We start from the raw sequence: 21,849 nt of genomic DNA on the forward strand, positions 1-21,849 counted from the left end.
CGCATGCTCACCGACACCACCAAAGACGCGATCCGTGCTGCCTATACGCGCCTCAAGGACGGCCTGCCCGGCTTCCGGGTGCGCGCGTCGCAGGGCAAGATGATCGCCGAGGTGGCCAAGGCGCTGGCGCAGGAGGGCGGCGCGGCGGTGATCGAGGCGCCTACCGGCACCGGCAAGTCGATGGCCTATCTCATCGCCGGTGTCGAGGTGGCGCGGGCGCAGAAGAAGAAGCTGCTGATCGCCACCGCCACCGTCGCTCTGCAAGAGCAGCTGGTGCAGCGCGATATCCCTTTGTACCTGAAGCTCAACGGCACCGAGGCGAAGGTGGCGCTGGCCAAGGGACGTGGGCGCTACCTGTGCCCGCGCAACCTGGCGATGGCCAGCAACAGTCTCGGCGAGACGGCGCAGCTGGGCCTGGGCTTCGACGCCGACCTGGCGCTGTGGACGAAGCCGCCGCAGGAGCGCGACAAGAAGGCGCTCTCCAAGCTCGCCGGTCAATTCGACCGCGGCGAGTGGGACGGCGACATCGATGCCGCGCCCGAGCCGATCAGCGACGTGCTGCGGCCGATGATCACGACCAGCGCCGGCGGCTGCACCGGCCGCAAGTGCGGCCAGTTCATGAGCTGCCCGTTTTTCGCCGCACGTCGCGCGGTCGGCGATGCCGACATCATCGTGGCCAACCAGGACCTGGTGCTGGCCGACCTGACCATGCCGCGCGAGGAGGAAGGCTTCGGTGGCGTGATCCTGCCCAAGCCGGACGAGACGCTGTACATCTTCGACGAAGGCCACCATGTGCCGTCGAAGGCGATCGATCGCGGTGCCGCCGAGGTCTACATGAGCGTGGCGGTGCGCCAGCTCAGCCGGCTTGGCAGGCAGATCCACGCGGCCTATTCACTCACCGACAAGGAAGTGATCGGCAAGCTTTCGCTCGATGCCGGTGACCAGAAGCTGCAGGAACTCAGCGACGCACTGGAAGAACTGGAGAAGGAAATCCGCCTCGCCTGGCTGCCCTCGCCAGACGACAACGAGCCGATGTATCGCGGCTCGCTCGGCCAGCTGCCCGATGCCTGGGTGGAGCATGCGCGCGTGCTTTACGTGTTCACCGGCGAAGTGGAGCGCTGGGTCGGCGCCGTACGGCGTGCCGTGCTGGAGATGACCGAGAGCGGCCCGACCCACGAAGCCCTCTCGCGCGAGCTTGGCATCGCATTGGAACGCATCGACCGCCAGCTGCGCACCTGGCGCGCATGGTCGGCCAGCGATGGCGAGAATGCGCCGCCGCTGGCGCGCTGGGTCACCCTCGGCGCGGACCAGCAGCTGGTCTGCCATGCCTCGGCGGTCTCTGCCGGCGGCCTGTTGCGCAGCGTGCTCTGGGGCAATGCCAGCGCCGTAGTGATGACCTCGGCCACGCTCAGCGCCGGCGGCAACTTCCGCGGCTTCGCCGACGCCGTGGGCCTGCCCGACGACTCGGTGACCCTCAGCCTGCCGTCGCCGTTCGACCTCGCCGCGCAGGCGCGGCTGGAGGTGCCGGCCATGCGCGCGCTGCCCGATGCCCGCGAGGAACACACGCAGGAAATCTGCGACTGGCTGGCCGCCCACCTCGACTGGGGCGCCGGCAACCTGGTGCTGTTCACCTCGCGCGCCAAGCTCGACCGCGTGCTGCAGAAGTTGCCCATCGAATTCGTGCGCAAAGTGCGTGCGCAGGGCTCGCTGGGCAAGGCGCAGCTGGTCACCGAGCACATCGCCGATGTCGAGGCGGGTAAGGGCAGCACGCTGTTCGGGCTGGCTTCGTTCGGCGAGGGTCTCGACCTGCCCGGCAAGCTGTGCGAGACGGTCGTGATCACCCAGCTGCCGTTCGCCGTGCCCACCGATCCGGTCGGGGCGACCTATGCGGAATGGCTGGAGTCGCGCGGCCGCAATCCCTTCATCGAAGTCGCCGTGCCCGAGGCGACGCGACTGCTCACGCAGTACTGCGGCCGCCTGATCCGCACCGAAACCGATCGCGGCCGCATCGTGCTGCTCGACCGGCGCGTGGTGATCAAGCGCTACGGCGAACGCATGTTGAAGTCACTGCCGCCGTTCACCCGCGTCATCGAGAGGACCACATGACCCAGCGCATCATCCGCGCAGCCGCCTGCCTCCCGCAGCCGTGGAAGAACGGCATGGGCACCACGCGGGAAATTGCCCGCTTTCCCGCGCACGCCGGCAACGACGATTTCCTGTGGCGCGTGAGCGTGGCCGAGGTGAACAGCGCCGCGCCCTTCTCCAGCTTCCCCGGCATCGACCGGCACATCGCCCTGCTGGACGGCGCCGGCTTCACCATGACGCTGGACGGGCAGCGCACGCACGCCTTGCTCACCCCGCTGGAACCGTTCGCGTTTCCGGGCGAGGCGAGTGTCGACGTGGCCATGGCGGGCGGCGCCACGCGCGACTTCAACCTGATGGTGCGGCGCGCATCGGCCGAAGGCCAGGTGCAGGTGCTGCGCACGGCCGGCGCACAGCGGCTGGCGCCGTCCTGCGTGCTGGTCTACCTCGCCGCCGGCACCGCGACGACGCCCGATGGCCTGCTGGAGGCCGGCGACGCCTGGCGACCTGGCACCGGTGAGCTCCAGCTGCATGACGGCGCCGTGGCCCTGGCCATCCAGATCACCCGTCGCGTCGGCTAGGCAAGCGCGCCGTCAGCGTCGGGGCGCGCCACTGCCCTACAATCGCTGCAGCCCGACACACCCACGGTGATCCCATGCTGCTGCTGATCCTTGGTCTGGTGATGTTTCTTGGCGTGCATTCCATCCGCCTGGTCGCGAGCGACTGGCGCAGCCGGCAACTCGCGCGGCTGGGCGAAAAGCGCTGGAAGGCACTGTATGCGCTGGTGTCCGTCATTGGCTTCGTGCTGATCGTCTGGGGCTTCGGCATCGCCCGGCAGCATGCGGTGCCGCTGTATGTGCCGCCGCTGTGGCTGCGCCATCTCAATGCGTTATTCACGGTGCTGGCCTTCGTGCTGGTCGCCGCCGCATACGTGCCCCGCAACCACCTCAAGGCGAACCTTGGCCATCCCATGCTGGCCGGCGTGAAGTGCTGGGCGTTCGGCCATCTGCTCGCCACCGGCATGCTGCATGACCTGCTGCTGTTCGGCGCCTTCCTGCTGTGGGCCATCGCGGCTTTCGTCGGTGCGCGGCGACGCGATCGCACAGCCGGCGTGACCTATCCCGCCGGTACGGCCAGGGGTGACCTCGTCACCGTCGTGGCCGGCGTCGCCAGCTGGGCCGTGTTCGCCTGGTGGCTGCATGGATGGCTGATCGGCGTGAACCCGATGGGGTGAAACCAGTCATCTACGCGGGGCATCCGCCCTGCGCTAGAGTGGCTGTGTTTCGGCTGCAAGGATGTCCCCATGGTCGCCTTCCTGCTCTGGCTGTTGCTGCTGATGTTCTGCTGGCCGCTCGCCCTGCTGGCCCTCGTGCTGTATCCCATCGTGTGGCTGCTGAGCCTGCCGCTGCGACTGGTCGGCATCACGGTGGGCGCGGTGTTCGCCTTCCTCGGCGCGTTGCTGATGCTGCCGGCGCGCGTGCTGCGCGGCCGCCCCGCTTGACGTGGATAAACCCAACGCACCGTCCTGCGAACGGAACCGCGACCCGATCCTCGATGTGCTCGCGGTGCACTTCGCCGATCGTCGCCACGTCCTTGAGATCGGCAGCGGCACCGGTCAGCACGCCGTGCATTTCGCCGCCGCCCTGCCGCAGCTTTGCTGGCAATGCACGGACCGCGTGGAGAACCTTCCCGGCATCCGCCTGTGGCTGGACGAAGCCGGCCTGCCGAATACGCCCGCGCCGCTGGAACTGGACGTGGCAGGCAGCTGGCCGGCGCAGCGCCACGACGCCGTATTCAGTGCGAACACGCTGCACATCATGGGCTGGGACGAGGTCGAGCATCTGTTCGATCATCTCCCCGACGTCACCACCGACGACGCCAGGCTGGTCATCTACGGCCCGTTCAACTACGGCGGCCGCTACACCAGCGACAGCAATGCGTCCTTCGACCAGTGGCTGCAGGCCCGCGGTGCGCACATGCGCATCCGGGACGCCGAAGCCGTGGATGCACTGGCCCTGGCCGCCGGCTTTGCGCTGATCGATGACATCGCCATGCCCGCCAACAACCGCTGCCGCGTGTGGCAGCGCACGGGCTAGCAACGCCGTCTGGACGGCCATACCACGTCCCGGCCATTGGCATTTCAAGCCGGACGCGTCACGATGCGCGCCATGGGGCGCCAACCGCCGCGCCCGGCATCCGCCATGCGACCTTACGTGCAAGCGATCGATACGCTCACTCCCTGCCCCTGTGGCAATGCCGCCGGCTATGCCCAGTGCTGCAAGCCGTTGCACGACGGCGGGCAGGCTGCCAGCGCCGAGCAACTGATGCGTTCGCGTTACAGTGCTTACGTGCTCAAGCGCGAGGATTACCTGCTCGCGACCTGGCATGCCAGCACGCGCCCGGCCACGCTCAAGCTCGCCTCGCAGCAGCCGTCGCCCACCTGGCTGGGGCTTGCCGTGACGCGGCATGAGAGCGCCGGCGACCAGGCCACGGTGGAGTTCGTGGCGCGCCTGCGCTACGGCGGCGGCAAGGCGCAGCGCATGCACGAGATCAGCCACTTCGTGCGCGAGGACGGCCGCTGGTTCTATGTCGACGGCGAGTTTCCCGCGGCAAGGGCTTCCGACGATTAGGCCGGACGCGGCGCCACCAGCGGCACCACCGTCTCACCTTCCTCGCGACCAAACGGGCCAAAGCGCCGTTCGGCCACCAGCCCTCGCCCGTCATGGCCGATGGCCACCACCGTACTGGCGCGCGTGCCGTAGTGCTCGCCACGAATGAAAGCGGACGACAGCCAGCGCTCGCGCTCCAGCCCCACGCCGGTATCGGGCAGTTCCTGGTCCGGATAGCCGCGCGGATCGGCCAGGGCCGCGAACAGCGGTGCGAAATCGTCGTCCGTGCCGGCATCGAGCCATGCCTGCAGCTGCCCCATCAGCGCGCGCGTCTTCGGCCACGGCGTGTTGAAGTCCGCATTGGACAATCCATGCACGCCTGGCGTGATGGCCTGCGCGCGCGGTTCGGGGCGATTGCCCAGGTAGAACGCGGCGCGCGTGTCGAAGGTCAGCAGGTTGAACGGCCGATAGTCCCGCGCCGAGGCCAGCAAGCCGTCGGCATGGGCCACGGCATCGGCGCTGCCATCGAGGTAGTCCAGCGAGAGCAGGCCGCGCGAGCGGCCCAGCTGCGGATCCCGCGGATCGCGGACGTTGGTGACCACGCTGCAACGGCCGCCGTCGGTGGCGCCCAGCCAGGTGCCGCCGCCTTCGAGGTCCTTGCCGGCAATGATCGGCGGCTGCTCCCATCGCATCAGCGGCAGGCTCGGTCGCGCATGGAACTCGTCGCGGTTGCCTGCCAGCAGCAGGCGCCAGCGTGGATGCACGTTCCAGGCAAAGGCGATCAGGCACATGGCAACCATTGTGGGCAACGGCAGCTGCGCGCGCCAGCACCGGGGCGGCCCGGGTGGGCGGCGCGCCGCCCCGGTGGCGCGCCGCCGCGTGGTTCACGGCAAGGATCGGCTACATCTTCACCTTCACGCCGATGTTGAAGAAGCGCCCGACGATGCCGGAGTAGCCGTAGGTCGGGTTGTAGTTGAGCGCCGCATAGTTGATCGGATCAAGCGGCGGCTTGCGGTCGAACGCATTGAGGATCGAACCGAAGATCGACACGTGCTCGTTGAAGTCGTAACTGCCGGTCAGATCGAACGTGGTGATCGACGACATGTGGCAACTGGCCGGGAAGTTCGCGCCCGTGACCGTGTTGGTCGAGAAGCAACCACTGGCGATATCGGGCACTTCCAGCGAGATCCCGCTGGTGTAGTACGCCGTGCCGGTCACCGTCAGCGCACCCCAGATCACCGAGTTCGCCCAGGACGCACGCGTGCGCGGCGTGCCGGCACCCGACGACAGTGCATACGGGCCGTGCGTGCCCACGAAGCGCTGCTCCGAACCATCCTGCAGGAACAGGTTCCATTCGAAGATCTGCGTAGCGTTGAGTTCACTGATCCAGCGCCAGTTGCCGTTGAACTTGAAGTCACCGCGCAAATCGACGTCCATGCCGGTGGTCTCCAGCCGGTTCTCGTTGACGTAGAGCGCCTCGACCACGATCGGCCGCGGCAGCGCGTTCGGGAACTGCGGGTCGGGGTTGTCCAGCACAATGCCCGTGTTCGGCGGCAAGGGCTGGCCGGCGAAGTACGCGTCCAGCACTGCACTGGAATCGGCCGGCACGATCACGCCTTCCTTCTTGATGTCGTAGTAGTCCAGCGACAGGCTGATCGGCTGCCACGGCTGCAGCACGATGCCGAACGTGTAGCTCTGCGATTTTTCCGGCTTGATGGCGTGATTGGCTTCGGTCAGGAAACCCAGCGGATAAGGCTGCACATAGCCGTTGCCGCCGTGCGCGGCCTGGAAGTCCGGCGGTGGCGTGAACGTAGTGAAGCCCTCGGCCGCGCTCGAACCGTTCTCGGCAAAGCTCGGCGCGCGGAAGCCCTTCGAGTAGGTGCCGCGGACGGCCAGCATGTCGAACGGCTTCCACTTGAAGCCGGCCTTCGGCGAGGTGTTGTTGCCGAAATCCGAGTAGTGGTCGAAGCGCGCGGACAAATCCAGTTCCAGCGACTGCAGCAGCGGCATGTCGAGCTCCGCGTAGGCACCGTACACATTGCGCTTGCCGATGGTGTGCGCAATGCCCAGGCCCTGGGCCGCCAGGTCGGGATTGAGGTCCGGGTCGTGCTGCTTCTCGTGGCGGAAGTCCGTGCCAAGGCCCAGCCCCATCGGTCCGCCGTCCAGGTCCCACAGTTCGCGTGAAGCGCGGAAATCAATCGAATCCATGTCGGTGGTCGAGGTCTTGTCCAACGTCGGCGCCAGCGCATTGATGGTGGCCTTGGAATTGGCCGCCGGGTTGATGAAGCTGTAGGTGCCGTTGTTGATATCGCTGAGCAACTGGTTGTAGTTGAGGAAGCCGAAGTTGCTGATGTCCAGCCAGGTGTGGTTGATCACCACCGCCGAGTCGTAGTCCCAGTCCCATGCTCGGCCCTTCACGCCGGCGGCGACACGCAGGTTGTGGTTGGTGTTGTCGATGGCGCCGAACTGCAGTTCGGGAAACGCATAGTTGATCAGCGCGTACTGCCCTTGCGCCGCGAACGGGTTGTTCGGGTTCAGCGCGCCATTGGCCAGCGTGGGCGGCAGCGTGATGCTGTTGGTGTTGTTGGGCGTGCTGGCCTGGATCTGCGTCGGCACCGCGGTGGCCTGCACTTCATTCTGGTAGTAGCTGGCGGCCAGATAGACCGTCGCGCTATCGTTCAACTTGATCGTGAAGCGTCCATACAGGCCGAGGCGCTCCTGTTCCGGCGCGATCTCGGTGAACTCGCCACTCTGGTTCTGCGCGCAGTAACTGCCGGGGTTGAAGGGATCATTGGTCACTAGGGTGGAGTCCGATCCGCATGGCCGCAACGGCTGTGCCACCGCGCCGTCAAGCGGCACGCCAGAGTTGAGGTCGCCCGGTCGGCTCAGCATGGCCGGCGTGACGGTGCCGTAGGTCGAGCCCAGGTTGAGGCTGGGCTGGCCCTGGATCAGGTTGTTGCCACCGATCCTGGACAGGTCGGCCGTGTTGAACGGAAAGTCGCGGTCCTTGGTGCGGATCGGGTTGTCCTTCTGGTATTCGACGCTGATGTAGGCGTTGTGGCCGTCCTTCTCCATGTCACCGCCACCAAGCAATCCGGTGAAACGCTTGGTGGTGCCGCCGCCATGCTGGGACGTGCCGATTTCCGCGGTCGCCTCGCCGCCCTTGTAGCTGGGCTTGAGGATGATGTTCACCACGCCGGCGATCGCATCGGCGCCGTAGAGCGATGATGCGCCATCCTTCAGCACGTCGATGCGTTCGATCGCAACGACGGGAATGGTGTTGAGGTCGACGAACGAGCGCTGGCCATCGTCGGCCAGCGCGTAACTTGCGCTGCGCCGTCCGTCGATGAGCACGAGGGTCGAATTGACAGTGAGGCCACGCAGCGCGACGCCGGCCGAACCGGCGGCGAAGCCTGCGGTAAATGCCGTGGGGATGGATCCGCTGTTATCGGCGGAAATCGCGCGAACCACATCGCTGACGGTCTTCAGGCCGCTGCGTTCGATCTGTTCGGCGGTGATCACGGTGACAGGCGACGGTGTCTCCACGTCGATGCGCGGTACCGCCGAGCCGGTGACCGTGATGGTCTGCAACTGCTTGGCGGATTGTGCTTGCCCCTGGGGTGCGGGGGTGGTGTCTTGTGCGAGCGCGATGCCGGACGTCGATGCCAAAAGGAGTCCGGCCAAAGACAAGGCGAGCTCATTTCGCTTCATGGCGATATCCTCTTTGTTGGGCCTGGGGATGGACCCGTGGGCGCTCGTCCCGGCAATGCATCGGGACAGTAAAGAAGAGCAGAACCAGCTATTTGCCGGCGGAGCGCAGCCCGACTATTCCACTAGCGCAAGTTTCTAACAAGTACATAACGTAATAGGCACAGAAGAAGGTTGCGCAAGTACTTGCGCGAATTTCGCGTGAAGACGTCGGACATCTGAGGATGCCTGACGTAGGCCACAGATTCCTGCCGATGGGCGCATGTTTGCCATGCATCATCGCGACGTCTGGACGTCCAAACAGGTTGACGAGGCGCAACGATCGGGGGCCCGGCTGCCCGTTTTTTCGCTGCTGCGTCGCAACGAATCGCGCCGAACGCGCTGAAACGCCCGAAAGGGCATGCAAGAGCCCGCTGGCGAGCCTGCCGCGACACGGCACAGCTGGCCATCGCACGCACGAATCCCGTGCAAAAAAACGGCGCGCCGATGACTCGGCGCGCCGCCCTGGTTTCCCCCGTCGACGCTGGCCGCTGGCCTGGCGACGTTGCGGGTACTGCACCAACCCGGACCCAGCCCGGACTGCACCAGCGGATTATAGAACCGACGCGCCCCCGTTTGCCTGTACCTGTTCAGCTTGCCGCGCGCATGCGCACCGCCGTGGTCCAACGTTCGGCCACCGCGGGTGAGGTGATGCACACGGCCTCGTCGGTGCGCGTGGTGACCGCGCGCTCCAGCAGCTGGATGTCGGCCTCATGCTGGCGGGCCACGTGCGGATCTTCGAAGAAGATGGCGCGCTGGCAGCGCCGCTCCAGCACCAGGTCCGCGATCTGCGCATCGCCGCCCAGCGGTCCGCTCTGGTAACGCTCCACCCACGGCGTGTCTGCGGGCCAACCCCGGCTCCAGGCCAGCTCGTTGAGGCGCTGGCCCGTGGTGCCCGTTGCGACCCGACGGGCGAAGCGCGACAACACGTCGAAATGCTCCGCCGCATATGCAAGCATCGACGACTTCATCGCATCGTGGGCGATCAGGGCCACGGTCTGTGTTTCCAGCGCATGGAAGATGTCCGCGCCGGGATCTCGTGCAAGCCCGGCATGCACGCGCTCGAGTTCGATCCAGTCCCGCGCTGACGCTACAGTGGAAATAAATGGCTTGCCCTGGATGACGCACTGGCGCTTCAGTGCCACCGCTTCGGGAAAGATCGACGACGGATCGACCGGATCGATCAGGTAGATCGCACCATCGAGCACGCGATCGTCCCCCAGGCCCACGACCTCGGCGACCAGCTTCATCAGGCCGCCTTCGCGCCCGTAGGGATAGCGGCGCAACGGCGCATAGTCGGCCAGCATGCCGCTGCGCTCGATCGCATCGTAGGTGCGCCCCACCGCATGCAAGCCAAGCCCGAGCTCGCGGATGCCGGCCTCGCAGGCGCGCAGCCATCGAAACAAGGCCGCCTCGGCATGGGCGTGATGAAGCTGGTTGGCGGCAAGGCCAAGACGCATGGGTTGACTCCGGGATGGGCCGGTCAAAGAGGCGAGCGTAACCTGAGCGTGAGGGCTTGGGTTACGCGAACCCATACACCCAGCGGAACGCGCATTTCTTCCTCTCCCCTCCGTACGACCCGAAGTTAGTCCCTGTGGGAGAGAGGACTGAGGTGAGCCCCAAAAGGGGGTAAAGAGCGGGTGCTTGCGCTGAGATATCTACAGTGCCGGCCTTGCTCATGCCTTGTCGCAAGATTGGCCCCTCACCCCAACCCTCTCCCCGGAGGGGAGAGGGAGCCAAGGCGCGCAGCGCCCGGCTTTAAGTCCTCGACGCCATGGCGCGTTGCAGTGAAGCGGCTATGTAGAGGCGAAGACGGTCGCAATCCGGGCCCCGGAACCTTTCCTGGCTTCTATCTCACGCAATGCTATGAGCCTTTCAGGCCATTTGTTTGGGTTACTTTTCTCTGACTCCGGGCATCCTGCCCTCCGCCCTTCGGGCCGGCTTCGCCGTTCGCACGCGCTCCTGCGCGTGCGTGGGCCAGCAAAGAAAAGTGACTCGGCCTCCGGCAGGAGGTCGAAACGCCCGCTGCGTAGGCGGCAAGCTGGCGACAGCGCTTGGGAACGAAGCAAAGAAAACGACAACCCGATCGAGCCTGATCCACGCCACCGCAAGCACCCGCCCCTCACCCCAACCCTCTCCCCGGAGGGGAGAGGGAGCCAAGGCGCGCAGCGCCCGGCTTTAAGTCCTCTACGCCGTGGCGCGTTGCAGTGAAGCGGCTATGTAGAGGCGAAGACGGTCGCAATCCGGGCCCCGGAACCTTTCCTGGCTTCTATCTCACGCAATGCTATGAGCCTTTCAGGCCATTTCTTTGGGTTACTTTTCTTTGGGCCAGCAAAGAAAAGTGACTCGGCCTCCGGCAGGAGGTCGAAACGCCCGCTGCGCAAGCGGCAAGCTGGCGAAAGCGCCTGGGAACGAAGCAAGAAAAGCGCACACGATCGCGCACGATCCGCGCCACCGCGAGCACCCGCCCTTGCCCCCCCTTTTGGGGGCTCACCCCAACCCTCTCCCCCACAGGGACTACCTTCGGGTCGCCCTCCGGGGAGAGGAAGCAAGATCGTCACGCATGCGCCAGCGCGGGCGCATCCACGTCCTGCAGCATCCGCACGATCGATGCCGCCGCCTCGCGGCCGTCGTACACCGCGCGCACCACCAGGTCGGCGCCACGCACGTTGTCGCCACCGGCGAAGATCCGGCGATGGCTGGTCTGGTGCGGCAGCGTGCCGTTGGCGCCGGTGATCACGCGACCGCTGCGATCCAGGGCCACGCCGTGCGCACGCAACCAGTCCGGCGGGCTCGGCAGGAAGCCGAACGACTGGATCACCACGTCGGCATCGATCACGTATTCGGTGCCTGGCACGTTCTGCGGACTGAGGCGGCCGGAACCGTCGTCGACCAGCGCCGTCTCCACCACGCGCACGCCGCGCACGTTGCCCCGCGCGCCGCCGAGGATCTCCAGCGGCTGGCGCTGGAACAGGAAGGTGACGCCTTCCTCGCGGCTGTAGTTCACCTCGCGCGCGGAGCCCGGCATGTTGGCCTCGTCGCGGCGATACACGCAAGTGACGCTGGCCGCGCCCAGGCGGATGGCGGTGCGGTTGCAGTCCATGCCGGTGTCGCCGCCGCCGAGCACCACCACGTGCTTACCGCGAAAATCGAACGACGCAGGCACGCCTTCGTCGCGCAGCAGGCGCTCGGTGTTGGCAATCAGGAACGGCAGTGCATCGTGTACTCCGCGCAACTCGCGGCCCGGCAGCTTCGCATCGACGTGGGTATAGGCGCCGGTGCCGACGAACACGGCGTCGTAGTCGTCCAGCAGCTGGTCGAACCCGAGGTCGCGCCCGACGTCGCGACCGAGCAGGAACTTCACGCCCATGCCTTCGAGCAGCTCGCGGCGCGTGCGCACCACGCCCTTGTCCAGCTTGAACGGCGGAATGCCGAAGGTCAGCAGGCCGCCGATCTCGTCCTGGCGGTCGTAGACGTCCGCGGCGATGCCGGCGCGGCGCAGGCGATCGGCGCAGGACAACCCGGCGGGGCCGGCACCGACGATGGCCACGCGCCTGCCGGTCTCGCGCACGGCGGAAAGATCAGGGCGCCATCCCTGGCGCAAGGCTTCGTCCGTAACCCAGCGTTCGATGCTGCCGATGGTCACCGCGCCGAACGCGGTCTGTTCCAGCGTGCAGGCACCCTCGCAAAGACGGTCCTGCGGACACACGCGCCCGCAGATCTCCGGCAACGGATTGGTCTCGTGCATCAGCGTGGCCGCCTCCATCAGGCGGCCCTCCTGCACCAGCTTCAGCCAGTCCGGAATGTAGTTGTGCACCGGGCACGCGTGCTCGCAATACGGATTGCCGCAATCGATGCAGCGCTCGGCCTGCGTTCCGGCCTGCGGCGCGCCGAAATCGCCCGAGATCTCCCCGTAGCCGAGCACGCGGATCGACACCGGCACCGTGCGCGGCGCCTGGCGTCGCACGTTGAGGAACTGGAAGTCCTTGCCGCTCATGCCGCACTCCTCAGTTCCTCGGCCAGCGCCGCCAGGCTTGCGGCCTTGGGCTTGACCAGCCAGAACTTGTACTGCAGCCCGCGGAAGTCGCGCAGGATGTGGCGCCCCCATTCGCTGCCGGTGAATTCGACATGGCGCGTCACCAGGCCGCGCAGATGTTGCATGTAGTGCTCCATGCCCTCCGGCGAGATGCGCAGGATGTCCACCAGCTCGTGGTTGTAGCAGTCGACGAAGGTGCGCTCGACGTCGAGCACATAGGCGAAGCCGCCGGTCATGCCCGCGCCGAAGTTGAGGCCGACCCTGCCCAGCACGGCCACCACGCCGCCGGTCATGTATTCGCAGCAGTGGTCGCCGGCGCCCTCCACCACGGCCAGCGCGCCGGAGTTGCGCACGGCGAAGCGTTCGCCTGCGCGGCCGGCGGCATACAGTTCGCCATCGGTGGCGCCGTACAGGCAGGTGTTGCCGATGATGGCGGCGTCCTGGCTGGCGAACGGCGAATCCGCCGGCGGGCGCACCACGATGCGACCGCCCGCCATGCCCTTGCCGACGCCGTCGTTGGCTTCGCCGGTGAGGTCGATATGCACGCCACCGGCGTTCCACGCGCCCAGGCTCTGTCCGGCCGCGCCGGTGAGCCTGAGCACGATGGGCTGGCCGTCCATGCCGTGGTCGCCATGCCGGCGCGCCACCTCACCGGACAGGCGCGCGCCGATGGCACGGTCGACATTGGCGATCCCGAAGGCAAACTCGCCGCCGCGGCGCTGGGCCACCGCATCGCGCGTCGCAGCTTCGATGCGCATGGCCAGCGCGGCGTCGTCTCGCATCGGATTGCGCGGCAGCGTGCAGGCGGCGTCCACGTCTGCGCCCAGCGCGCCACCGAGCAAGGGGGCCAGATCCAGCCGATGCTGCACCGGCGTGGTGCCGTCGAGCTGTTCGAGCAGGTCGGCGCGGCCGATGATCTGGTCCAGGCTGCGCGCACCGAGCCTGGCCAGGTGCACGCGCACGTCCTCGGCGATGAAGCCGAAATAGTTCATCACCATTTCCGGCAGGCCGACGAAGTGTTCCTTGCGCAACACGGGATGCTGCGTGGCCACGCCGGTGGCGCAATTGTTGAGGTGGCAGATGCGCAGGTACTTGCAGCCCAGGGCCACCATCGGGCCGGTACCGAAGCCGAAACTCTCCGCGCCGAGCAGTGCCGCCTTGACGACGTCCAGGCCGGTCTTCAGGCCGCCGTCCGTCTGCAGGCGCACGCGACCACGCAGGTCATTGCGACGCAACGTCTGCTGCGTCTCGGCCAGGCCCAGCTCCCACGGCGTGCCGGCGTACTTGATCGAGGTGAGCGGACTGGCGCCGGTGCCGCCGTCGTGCCCGCTCACGGTGATGAGGTCGGCGCCCGCCTTCACCACGCCGGCGGCCACCGTGCCGACGCCGGCATGGCTTACCAGTTTCACCGAGACCAGCGCGTCGGGATTCACTTCCTTGAGGTCGTGGATCAGCTCGGCCAGGTCCTCGATGGAATAGATGTCGTGGTGCGGCGGCGGTGAGATCAGGCCGATGCCGGGCTTGGCGTAGCGCAGGCGCGCGATGGTGGCGTCGACCTTGTGCCCGGGAAGCTGGCCGCCTTCGCCGGGCTTGGCGCCCTGGGCAATCTTGATCTGCAGCACTTCGGCATTGACCAGGTAGGCCGGTGTGACGCCGAAGCGGCCGGAGGCGACCTGCTTGATCTTGGAGGTCTTCTCGGTGCCGTAGCGCGCCGGGTCTTCACCGCCTTCGCCGGAATTGCTGCGCGCACCGAGCCGGTTCATGGCGATCGCCAGCGCTTCGTGCGCTTCCGGCGACAAGGCGCCCAGCGACATGCCGGCCGAATCGAACCGGCGCAGGATGCTCTGCACCGGCTCCACTTCCTCCAGCGGCAGCGGCTCGCCCAGTGCGCGCGGCGACAGCAGGTCGCGCAGCGCCGACGGCGGCCGATGGTCGACGAAATCCGCGTAGGTGCGATAGTCGGCGATGCTGCCCGTGCGCACGGCCTTCTGCAGGCTGCCGATCACGTCCGGGTTGTACATGTGGTATTCGCCGCCGTACACGAACTTGTAGAGGCCGCCCGCGCGCAGCGGCAACGCATCGGTCCAGGCCTCGGCGGCGAGTAGCCGCTGGTCTTGCTCCAGCTCGGCGAAGCCGGCACCACCGATGCGCGAGGGCGTGCCGGGGAAGCACAACGACACCACCTCGGGTGCAAGCCCCACGATCTCGAACAGCTGCGCACCGCGATAGCCCGCCACGGTGGAGATGCCCATCTTGGAGAGGATCTTCAGCAGGCCCTTGCGGATGCCGCGGCGATAGCTGCGGCCCACCTCGAAGCGGTCGCTGGCGATGTGGCCTTCGCGACCGAGCTCGAACAGGCTCTGGTAGGCAAGCCACGGGTAGATGGCGGTGGCGCCGAAGCCGATCAGGCAGGCGAACTGGTGCGGGTCGCGCGGCGTCGCCGTCTCGACCACGATGTTGCACTGGCAGCGCAGGGCCTGGTCGATCAGGTGCGCGTGCACCGCGCCCACGGCCAGCAGCGAGTGGATCGGCAACAGCTCCCGTCCGGGATAGCGATCGCTGAGGAAGACCAGCTGGCAGCCTCCGCGCACGGCTTGTTCCACCTCGCTGCACAGACGGCGCAGGGCTGCCTCGAGGCCTTCCTCCGGTGCATACATGAGGTCAAAGCGCGGCGTGCCGGTGAATTGCGGCAGCGCCAGCAACTGGCGCAACTTGCGCTGCGACAGGATCGGCGAATTGATCAGGATCTGCTTTGCATTCTCGGGCGTCAGGTCAAACACGTTGCTCTCGGGCCCGATCTGGGTGACCAGCGACATCACCAGTTTTTCGCGCAGCGGATCGATCGGCGGATTGGTGACCTGCGCAAAGCCCTGGCGGAAACGATCGAACAGCGGACGCACCTGGCGCGACATGGCCGCTACCGGGGTGTCGTCGCCCATCGAGCCAGTCGCTTCCTGCTCCAGCTCCACCATCGCCTTGAGCACCGTCTCGCGCTCCTCGCGCGAGAGGCCATAGAGCTTCTGGTAACGGCGCAGCTCGTCGGCCGGCAAGGGCTCGGCGGCGAGCGAGGGGTCGATCAGGTCGGACTCGAGGTAGCTCACGCCCGCGCGCAGCCAATCGCGATACGGCGCACGCTTGCGGTTGATGTCGTCGATGTCGGCATCGCGCAGCAGGCGATGCTGCAGCAGGTCCACCGCAATCATTTCACCCGGCGCGAGGCGTCCCTTGGCGACGACCTGCGCGGAAGGCACGTCCCACAGGCCCGCTTCGGAAGCGACGATCAGGTGATTGTCCGCCGACAGTGCCCAGCGCGCCGGACGCAGGCCATTGCGGTCGAGCGTGCATGCAGCGTAGCGGCCATCGCACATCACCAGGCCGGCCGGGCCGTCCCACGGCTCGCTGTGCAGCGCGTAATACTCGTAGAACGCGGCGAGGTCTTCATCGATGCCCTCGCGCGCGGCGAACGCCGGCGGCACCAGCACGCGCATCGCGGCGATCAGGTCGAGGCCGCCGGCCAGCAGCACTTCCAGCGCGTTGTCGAGGCTTTCCGAATCGGAACCGGTCTGGCGCACCAGCGGGCCGATGTCGGACAGCTTCACCAGCGGCGAGTGCAGGATGGATTCGCGTGCCTGCATCCAGCGGCGATTGGCGCGGATCGTGTTGATCTCGCCGTTGTGCGCGAGCAGGCGGAACGGCTGCGCCAGCCGCCACTGCGGCGTGGTGTTGGTGGAGAAGCGCTGGTGGAACACCACCGCATCGGCACGCAGCGCCGGATGCGTGAGGTCGGCAAAGACCTCGCGCAGTCGACCCGGTGCAGCCATCGCCTTGTAGCCGACCACCTGGGCCGACAGCGTCACCACGTAGAAGTGCGGGTCGTCGGCGAGTGTGGCTTCGGCGCGCCGGCGGGCGCGGAACAGCGCGCGATCGAAGCTGGCGTCGTCCATCGATGCCAGCGGCTCGACGAAGACCTGACGTACCCGCGGACGCGCAGCGGCCGCCAGCGGCCCACAAGCCTGTGCATTGACCGCCACGTCGCGCCAGCCCGCCACGTGCAGGCCTTCTTCGCGCAGGTGATGTTCCAGCGTGGTTGCCGCCGCCTCGCCGCCTGCCGGATCGAGGAACACCACGCCGGCCGCGAAGCGTGCGCCCACGGCCAGGCCGGCTTCCGCGGCCAGCGCCTTCAACCAGTCCAGCGGACGATGGAACAGCACGCCGCAGCCGTCGCCGCTCACGCCGTCGGCATTCACGCCGCCGCGATGGGAAAGTTTGGCCAGCGCCGAGAAGGCCGTGTCCACCACCCATGCGCTCGCGCGGCCGTCGATCTGTGCGACCAGGCCAAAGCCACAGCTGTCGTGCTCGAACGCAGCGTCGTAAAGCGTCGCTGGAACTGCCTTGGCCATCTCGCCTCCCCGGCGGAAGGATGCAGACACATGGTCCCAACGGTGCCCACGGCGCCGCTGCCACATATCCGAGTGTGGCCTCGACTTAAACACAATTGCTGCGACGCGTCAAAGCAATCTATACGGCTAAATGAAAGTTTCAGTCGCAAGTGTTTTTTTGTCCTTGCGGACAAGCGCCGCGTGCAGACGCAATCGCGCATGCGTGCACACTCGACGCGCGCAAGTGGTATCGCCCGGCATGCCGATGCATGGCGCCGCTACCTCGCGCGGCGAGCGCGCACGCCGGCGGACTTGGCGTCGTCGCCATCGCCAGCAGAGACGCGGGATGGCCGCGGGCCGACGCTGCCCGCCTGCCCGTCTCGCGCAGTGTCATCGCGCTCTGTGATAATCGACCCATGCCAATACCACTTCGACGTGCCCGCCCCATCGCCCGCGCCTTGCTTGGCGCACTGGTCCTCTCCCTGGTCAGCATGCCCGCCGCGGCGTTGCAGGAAGGCAAGACCAAGGCCGAACAGGCCGAGGCGCAGAAGAAACTGTCGGATGTGCGCAGCAAGATGGAAGCGCTGGCCAGGGAACAGGCCGAGACCGCCGCGCGTCGCGACAGCGCCACGGCCGAGCTGGCCAAGCAGGCCAATGCCGTGGCCGGCGCCGCCAAGGCCGTGCGCGAGACCGACACCCAGCTGGCCGCCAAGCAGAAGGACCTGGAGCAGCTGCAGCAGCAACGCACGGAGTTGCAGAAGAACCTCGAAGGCCAGCGTGCCGCCATCGCCGACCTGCTGCGCGCCACCTACGCGCTGGGGCGCGGCTCGGACCTGCGCCTGCTGATGGGCGACGAGGATGTCTCGCGCATCGCCCAGGCGCTGGCCTATTCCAAGTACTTCCAGGAAGACCGCGTCCAGCGCGTGCAGAAGCTGATGGGCGACCTGGCCAGGCTGCAGGACCTGGAAAGCCAGATCACCGCCGAGCAGCAGGCGCTGCAGGCCAGTCGCGCCCAACGCGAGACGCAGGCCAAGGCACTGGAGGAGCAACGCGCCACCCAGGCCAGGCTGGTTGCCGACACCGATGCCCAGTACAAGGACCAGGCCGCCAGGCTGGCCGCCCTCAAGCAGAACGAACAGTCGCTCAACCAGCTGGTCGACAAGCTGCAGAAGGCCATCGACGAGGCCGCCCGCGAGGCCGAGCGTGCGGCCCGCGCCAATCCCAGCGTGACGGTGCCGCCGCCAGGCAAGGGCCTGGTCAACATCCGCGGCAACCTGCCGTGGCCGGCCAATGGCGCGGTCAACACCTACGGCAACGGCGTGCTGATCAAGGCGGCCGGCGGTAGCGAGGTGCGCGCCGTGGCCAGCGGCCGCGTGGTGTACGCCGCCTTCCTGCGCGGCTACGGCATGCTGGTCATCCTCAACCACGGCAACGGCTGGCTCAGCATGTACGGCAACAATGAGACGCTGATGCATGGCGTGGGCGACCAGGTCACCGCCGGCGAGGTGGTGGGCACCGCCACCGCACCGACCGGCGTGAATACCGGCGTCTATTTCGAGCTGCGCCAGAACAACAAGCCGGTGGACCCGCGCAGCTGGCTCGGCCACCAGCGTTGACGCCGGCTACGCACGGTCGCAGGCTAACCTGCATGCCATGGCATTGAATTTCCACGCTGTCTGGCGGTCCAAGCGGCCACGCGCCAGGAACCGCGCGTCGCGTCCCCACCGTTCTACCGGAGTCCCCCATACCATGCGGTTTTCCCCCTTGAGCCTGGCCGTCCTGCTGCTGGCGGCGCCACTGGCGCAGGCACAGACCGCGCCCGCGTCCGCCAAGGACACCAAGCATGCCGCGCCCGCCGTCGCATCGACGGCGCCGGACCGTGTCGACCTCGACGACATCCGCAACTTCAGCCGCGTCTACGAGATCGTCCGCCAGGCTTATGTGGAGCCGGTGGACAACAAGACGCTGATGAAGGCCGCCATCAGCGGCATGCTCAGCGGCCTGGATCCGCACAGCGAGTACCTGGACAAGGAAGGCCTGGCCGAACTCAACGAGGACACCACCGGCCAGTACGGCGGCCTCGGCATCGAGGTGCTGCAGGTCGATGGCACGCTGCGCATCGTCGCGCCGATCGACGATACGCCCGCCGCCCGCGCCGGCATCAAGCCGGGCGACACCATCGTGAAGGTCAACGGCAAGCTGGTCGAGGCGGAGAACATCGACGAGATGTTCAAGGAGCTGCGCGGCGATCCCGGCACCAAGATCACCCTCACCGTGCTGCACGAGAAGGGCGACAAGCCCGTCGACATGCCGCTGGTGCGCGAGCGCATTTCGGTGACCAGCGTGAAGGTCCGCGAGATCGAGCCCGGCTATGCCTATGTGCGCATCAGCCAGTTCCAGGACGACACCACGCCGGACCTGGAAAAGAAGCTGGGCGAGCTGATCAAGAAGAACGGCCCGCAGAAAGGCGCCGTGCTCGACCTGCGTTCCAACCCGGGCGGCCTGCTGACCGCGGCCGTGGGCGTGAGCGACGACTTCCTCGACAGCGGCACCATCGTCACCACCCGTGGCCGCCTGCAGGACGCCAACCTGAGTTTCGAGGCCCATCCGGGCGACCTGCTGCGGGGCGTGCCGATGGTGGTGCTGGTGGACAACGGCACCGCCTCCGCGGCCGAGATCGTTTCGGGCGCCCTCAAGGACAACCGCCGCGCGCTGATCGTGGGCCGGCGCACCTTCGGCAAGGGCGTGGTGCAGACCGTGCTGCCGCTGGATCCGGAGCACGCGGTGAAAATCACCACCGCGCGCTACTACACGCCCAGTGGCACCTCGATCCAGGCGGAAGGCATCAAGCCGGACATCGCCCTGGCCGACCTGTCGGTCAACAAGACCGACAACAACGCCTTGCTGGTGAGCTCCGAAGCCGACCTGCCCAACCACCTCGCCAACGAGAATTCGAAGGGCACCCGGGATATCGACAACGACGGCAGCGCCGAGAACGCCAAGCTGGCCACGCAGGACTACGCGCTGTCGCAGGCACTGAACGTGTTGAAGGGCCTGGCGCTCAACCGCGCCACACCGGCGGTGCCCGCCAGCGCCAGCAAGCACTGAGCTTGTGCGCCCTCGCCCGACCGGGCGAGGGCGCAGACTTCAGAAGCCGATTTCCGGCGCCAGTCCGGCCAGGTGGCCGGCCAGCGGATCATCCTCGGCGAGCATCTCGAAGCCGTCGTACTCGAAGGCCGGCGCCACCAGGCAGGTGACCAGCGCATAGCGGCCCAGCGGACGCGCCGCCTGCCATGCCCGCGCCGGCACCACCGCCATCGCCTTGCCGCCGGAGGCCAGCGGGCCCAGGCAGCAGCGTTCCAGGCTGTTGCGCGCCGAGTCGTAGATCAGCAGTTCCAGCGGCTCGCCCTCGACGAAGTGCCAGGCTTCCTCCGCATCCACGCGATGCCAGTTGCTGAACTCGCCGGCCCTCAGCAGGTACTGGATGGCGCTCAGCGCATGTCTTGCGCCAGCGCCGCTGCCCTTGGGCGGATAAATGCGGCGGTAGTGGCCGCCTTCCACGTGCGGCTGCAGCTGCAGCGCTTCCCTCAGTTCGTCGATGCGGGTGTCGGCGTCGCTCATGCGGCCTCCGCGCGGCCCGGCTTCAGCAGCCAGCGCACCGCCAGCATGCCCAGTTCATAGAGCAGGCACATCGGGATGGCCAGCATGATCATCGAGGTGATGTCCGGAGGCGTGATGAAGGCGGCGATGGTGAAGGCGCCCACGATGGCATAGCGGCGCCCGTTGCGCAGCTGGTCCAGGCTGACCACGCCGATCGCCGCCAGGATCACCACTGCCACCGGCACCTCGAAGCACAGCCCGAAGGCGAAAAACATCAGCATCACGAAATCGAGGTAATGCGTAATGTCCGTCATCATTTCCACGCCCTGCGGCGTCACCGCCGTCAGGAAACGGAATGCCGCGGGCAGCACCAGGAAATAGGCAAAGGCGCAGCCCAGGTAGAACAGGAACAGCGCCGCCACCAGCAGCGGCCGGGCCAGCCGCTTCTCGTTGCGGTACAGGCCGGGGCTGACGAAGGCCCACAGCTGGTAGACGATCACCGGCATGCTGATGAACAGCGCGGCGTAGAACGCCAGCTTCAGCGGCGTCACGAACGGGCTGGCCACTTCGGTGGCGATCAGGTGCGCGCCCTGCGGCAGGCGCGCCACCAGCGGCGCGGCCAGTTCGGTGTACAGCCGGTTGGCGAACGGAACGAGCGCCGCCAGCACCACCAGCAGGGCCACCACGGCGCGCAGCAGGCGCGAACGCAGTTCGATCAGGTGCGAGAACAGGCCCTGCTCCAGCTCGTCGGCTTCTTCCGGTATCGGATGTTCAGGCGCCGCCATGCGGAGCTTCCTTGGATGGCGTGTCGCCGGTGGCGGGAACCGCAGGTTCGGCGGCGGGTGCCGGCGTCACGGCTGCGCCGCCGCTCGGCTGCATCTGTCGCAGCGTCGCATCGAGCTCGGCCTGCGCCGCCTCGGCACGTGCCGCCGTCTCGCGGGCCTGGCGACGGATTTCCTCCACCTGCAGCTCGCGCTCGACCTCGGCCCGCACGCTGTCCCAGCCGGTGCGCACGCGCCGCAGCAGGGCGCCGGCCGTGCGGGCGGCGTGAGGCAGTTTTTCGGGGCCGAGCACGATCAGCGCGACAAGCGCGAGCAATACCAGCTTGCCGAAGCTGATCTCGATCATAAGCCGCTAACCTGGGTTACTTCGGCTCGGTGGTGTCGCGCTGGCTCGGGTTCGGAGTTCCGGCCGGCGGCGGATCGGCCCGCAGGCGCTCGTCCGGCGACGGCTCTTCCGGCTTGGCATCGTTGCCGTCCAGGCCCTTCTTGAAGTCGCGCACGGCGCCGCCAAGATCGGCGCCAATATTGCGCAGCTTCTTGGTGCCGAAGATCAGCACGACCACGACGAGAAGAATGATGAGATGGGTGATGCTCATGAATCAGGCCTCAAGGAC

Annotated in this window: 17 protein-coding genes; 8 read left to right on the forward strand and 9 right to left on the reverse strand. The window is 67.3% G+C overall.

Going from position 1 to position 21,849, the window contains the following annotated elements; translation table 11 throughout:
• The first annotated feature begins 3 nt into the window (after positions 1 to 3).
• The 6 genes from dinG (at position 4) to ACXU4B_RS16960 (ending at position 4,712) form a co-directional block, all read left to right on the forward strand.
• Positions 4 to 2,106, forward strand: coding sequence for an ATP-dependent DNA helicase DinG (gene dinG / locus ACXU4B_RS16935; RefSeq protein WP_131413308.1), 2,103 nt, complete (start codon positions 4 to 6; stop codon positions 2,104 to 2,106).
• A complete protein-coding gene (locus ACXU4B_RS16940; protein WP_131413306.1) occupies positions 2,103 to 2,663 on the forward strand; it encodes a HutD/Ves family protein in 561 nt (186 codons plus the stop codon). The genes dinG and ACXU4B_RS16940 overlap by 4 nt, the downstream gene beginning before the upstream one ends.
• A gap of 74 nt (positions 2,664 to 2,737) precedes the next feature.
• A complete protein-coding gene (locus ACXU4B_RS16945; protein WP_131413304.1) occupies positions 2,738 to 3,316 on the forward strand; it encodes an NnrU family protein in 579 nt (192 codons plus the stop codon).
• A gap of 69 nt (positions 3,317 to 3,385) precedes the next feature.
• Entirely contained in the window at positions 3,386 to 3,583 is a 198-nt protein-coding gene (locus ACXU4B_RS16950; RefSeq protein ID WP_131413302.1) for a hypothetical protein, read from the forward strand.
• Between the two features lies 1 nt (position 3,584).
• Positions 3,585 to 4,178: a DUF938 domain-containing protein gene (locus ACXU4B_RS16955; RefSeq protein ID WP_131413300.1), complete on the forward strand. Its 594-nt coding sequence runs from the start codon at positions 3,585 to 3,587 to the stop codon at positions 4,176 to 4,178.
• A gap of 105 nt (positions 4,179 to 4,283) precedes the next feature.
• On the forward strand, positions 4,284 to 4,712 hold the full coding sequence (locus ACXU4B_RS16960) for a YchJ family protein (protein WP_205746627.1): 429 nt from the start codon (positions 4,284 to 4,286) through the stop codon (positions 4,710 to 4,712).
• Here ACXU4B_RS16960 and ACXU4B_RS16965 read toward each other — a convergent pair.
• The 5 genes from ACXU4B_RS16965 to gltB form a co-directional block, all read right to left on the reverse strand.
• Entirely contained in the window at positions 4,709 to 5,482 is a 774-nt protein-coding gene (locus ACXU4B_RS16965; protein ID WP_131413298.1) for an NRDE family protein, read from the reverse strand. The genes ACXU4B_RS16960 and ACXU4B_RS16965 overlap by 4 nt on opposite strands.
• 109 nt (positions 5,483 to 5,591) lie before the next feature.
• Positions 5,592 to 8,402 (reverse strand): TonB-dependent receptor, encoded by a 2,811-nt coding sequence (locus tag ACXU4B_RS16970; protein WP_131413296.1) that lies wholly within the window; start codon positions 8,400 to 8,402, stop codon positions 5,592 to 5,594.
• 626 nt (positions 8,403 to 9,028) lie between these two features.
• The gene (locus tag ACXU4B_RS16975; protein WP_131413294.1) at positions 9,029 to 9,898 is read right to left on the reverse strand and encodes a methylglyoxal synthase; all 870 of its coding nucleotides are present in this window, start codon (positions 9,896 to 9,898) and stop codon (positions 9,029 to 9,031) included.
• A gap of 1,097 nt (positions 9,899 to 10,995) precedes the next feature.
• Positions 10,996 to 12,435, reverse strand: a complete 1,440-nt coding sequence (locus ACXU4B_RS16980) for a glutamate synthase subunit beta (protein WP_131413292.1) — start codon at positions 12,433 to 12,435, stop codon at positions 10,996 to 10,998.
• Positions 12,432 to 16,874, reverse strand: coding sequence for a glutamate synthase large subunit (gltB, locus tag ACXU4B_RS16985; protein WP_131413290.1), 4,443 nt, complete (start codon positions 16,872 to 16,874; stop codon positions 12,432 to 12,434). The genes ACXU4B_RS16980 and gltB overlap by 4 nt, the downstream gene beginning before the upstream one ends.
• Before the next feature lie 395 nt (positions 16,875 to 17,269).
• Between gltB and ACXU4B_RS16990 the strand changes: the two genes are divergently transcribed.
• The gene (locus tag ACXU4B_RS16990) at positions 17,270 to 18,469 is read left to right on the forward strand and encodes a murein hydrolase activator EnvC family protein (RefSeq protein WP_131413288.1); all 1,200 of its coding nucleotides are present in this window, start codon (positions 17,270 to 17,272) and stop codon (positions 18,467 to 18,469) included.
• A gap of 133 nt (positions 18,470 to 18,602) precedes the next feature.
• Positions 18,603 to 19,961, forward strand: a complete 1,359-nt coding sequence (locus tag ACXU4B_RS16995) for a S41 family peptidase (protein WP_131413286.1) — start codon at positions 18,603 to 18,605, stop codon at positions 19,959 to 19,961.
• A gap of 39 nt (positions 19,962 to 20,000) precedes the next feature.
• Here the strand turns inward: ACXU4B_RS16995 and ACXU4B_RS17000 are convergent, their stop codons facing one another.
• Genes ACXU4B_RS17000 through tatA form a run of 4 tightly spaced genes read right to left on the reverse strand, consistent with a single transcriptional unit; the run spans position 20,001 to position 21,831 of the window.
• Positions 20,001 to 20,474, reverse strand: a complete 474-nt coding sequence (locus ACXU4B_RS17000) for a cupin domain-containing protein (protein WP_131413284.1) — start codon at positions 20,472 to 20,474, stop codon at positions 20,001 to 20,003.
• Positions 20,471 to 21,238: a twin-arginine translocase subunit TatC gene (tatC, locus tag ACXU4B_RS17005; RefSeq protein WP_131413282.1), complete on the reverse strand. Its 768-nt coding sequence runs from the start codon at positions 21,236 to 21,238 to the stop codon at positions 20,471 to 20,473. Before tatC ends, ACXU4B_RS17000 begins: the two co-directional genes overlap by 4 nt.
• The gene (gene tatB, locus ACXU4B_RS17010) at positions 21,225 to 21,581 is read right to left on the reverse strand and encodes a Sec-independent protein translocase protein TatB (RefSeq protein WP_131413280.1); all 357 of its coding nucleotides are present in this window, start codon (positions 21,579 to 21,581) and stop codon (positions 21,225 to 21,227) included. Before tatB ends, tatC begins: the two co-directional genes overlap by 14 nt.
• Positions 21,582 to 21,597: 16 nt before the next feature.
• Positions 21,598 to 21,831, reverse strand: coding sequence for a twin-arginine translocase TatA/TatE family subunit (tatA, locus tag ACXU4B_RS17015; protein ID WP_131413278.1), 234 nt, complete (start codon positions 21,829 to 21,831; stop codon positions 21,598 to 21,600).
• Positions 21,832 to 21,849: the final 18 nt, after the last annotated feature.

It is taken from the genome of Dyella soli (assembly GCF_054482295.1).

What these genes read in the sequence shown, in the direction of transcription:
- ACXU4B_RS16965 (WP_131413298.1), bottom strand. Translation starts at nt 5,482, where the DNA reads ATGTGCCTGATCGCCTTTGCCTGGAACGTGCATCCACGCTGGCGCCTG.
- ACXU4B_RS16980 (WP_131413292.1), bottom strand. Translation starts at nt 12,435, where the DNA reads ATGAGCGGCAAGGACTTCCAGTTCCTCAACGTGCGACGCCAGGCGCCG.
- tatC (WP_131413282.1), bottom strand. Translation starts at nt 21,238, where the DNA reads ATGGCGGCGCCTGAACATCCGATACCGGAAGAAGCCGACGAGCTGGAG.
- tatB (WP_131413280.1), bottom strand. Translation starts at nt 21,581, where the DNA reads ATGATCGAGATCAGCTTCGGCAAGCTGGTATTGCTCGCGCTTGTCGCG.
- ACXU4B_RS16995 (WP_131413286.1), top strand. Translation starts at nt 18,603, where the DNA reads ATGCGGTTTTCCCCCTTGAGCCTGGCCGTCCTGCTGCTGGCGGCGCCA.
- ACXU4B_RS16940 (WP_131413306.1), top strand. Translation starts at nt 2,103, where the DNA reads ATGACCCAGCGCATCATCCGCGCAGCCGCCTGCCTCCCGCAGCCGTGG.
- ACXU4B_RS16945 (WP_131413304.1), top strand. Translation starts at nt 2,738, where the DNA reads ATGCTGCTGCTGATCCTTGGTCTGGTGATGTTTCTTGGCGTGCATTCC.
- dinG (WP_131413308.1), top strand. Translation starts at nt 4, where the DNA reads ATGCTCACCGACACCACCAAAGACGCGATCCGTGCTGCCTATACGCGC.
- ACXU4B_RS16975 (WP_131413294.1), bottom strand. Translation starts at nt 9,898, where the DNA reads ATGCGTCTTGGCCTTGCCGCCAACCAGCTTCATCACGCCCATGCCGAG.
- ACXU4B_RS17000 (WP_131413284.1), bottom strand. Translation starts at nt 20,474, where the DNA reads ATGAGCGACGCCGACACCCGCATCGACGAACTGAGGGAAGCGCTGCAG.
- ACXU4B_RS16960 (WP_205746627.1), top strand. Translation starts at nt 4,284, where the DNA reads ATGCGACCTTACGTGCAAGCGATCGATACGCTCACTCCCTGCCCCTGT.
- ACXU4B_RS16950 (WP_131413302.1), top strand. Translation starts at nt 3,386, where the DNA reads ATGGTCGCCTTCCTGCTCTGGCTGTTGCTGCTGATGTTCTGCTGGCCG.
- ACXU4B_RS16970 (WP_131413296.1), bottom strand. Translation starts at nt 8,402, where the DNA reads ATGAAGCGAAATGAGCTCGCCTTGTCTTTGGCCGGACTCCTTTTGGCA.
- ACXU4B_RS16990 (WP_131413288.1), top strand. Translation starts at nt 17,270, where the DNA reads ATGCCAATACCACTTCGACGTGCCCGCCCCATCGCCCGCGCCTTGCTT.
- tatA (WP_131413278.1), bottom strand. Translation starts at nt 21,831, where the DNA reads ATGAGCATCACCCATCTCATCATTCTTCTCGTCGTGGTCGTGCTGATC.
- gltB (WP_131413290.1), bottom strand. Translation starts at nt 16,874, where the DNA reads ATGGCCAAGGCAGTTCCAGCGACGCTTTACGACGCTGCGTTCGAGCAC.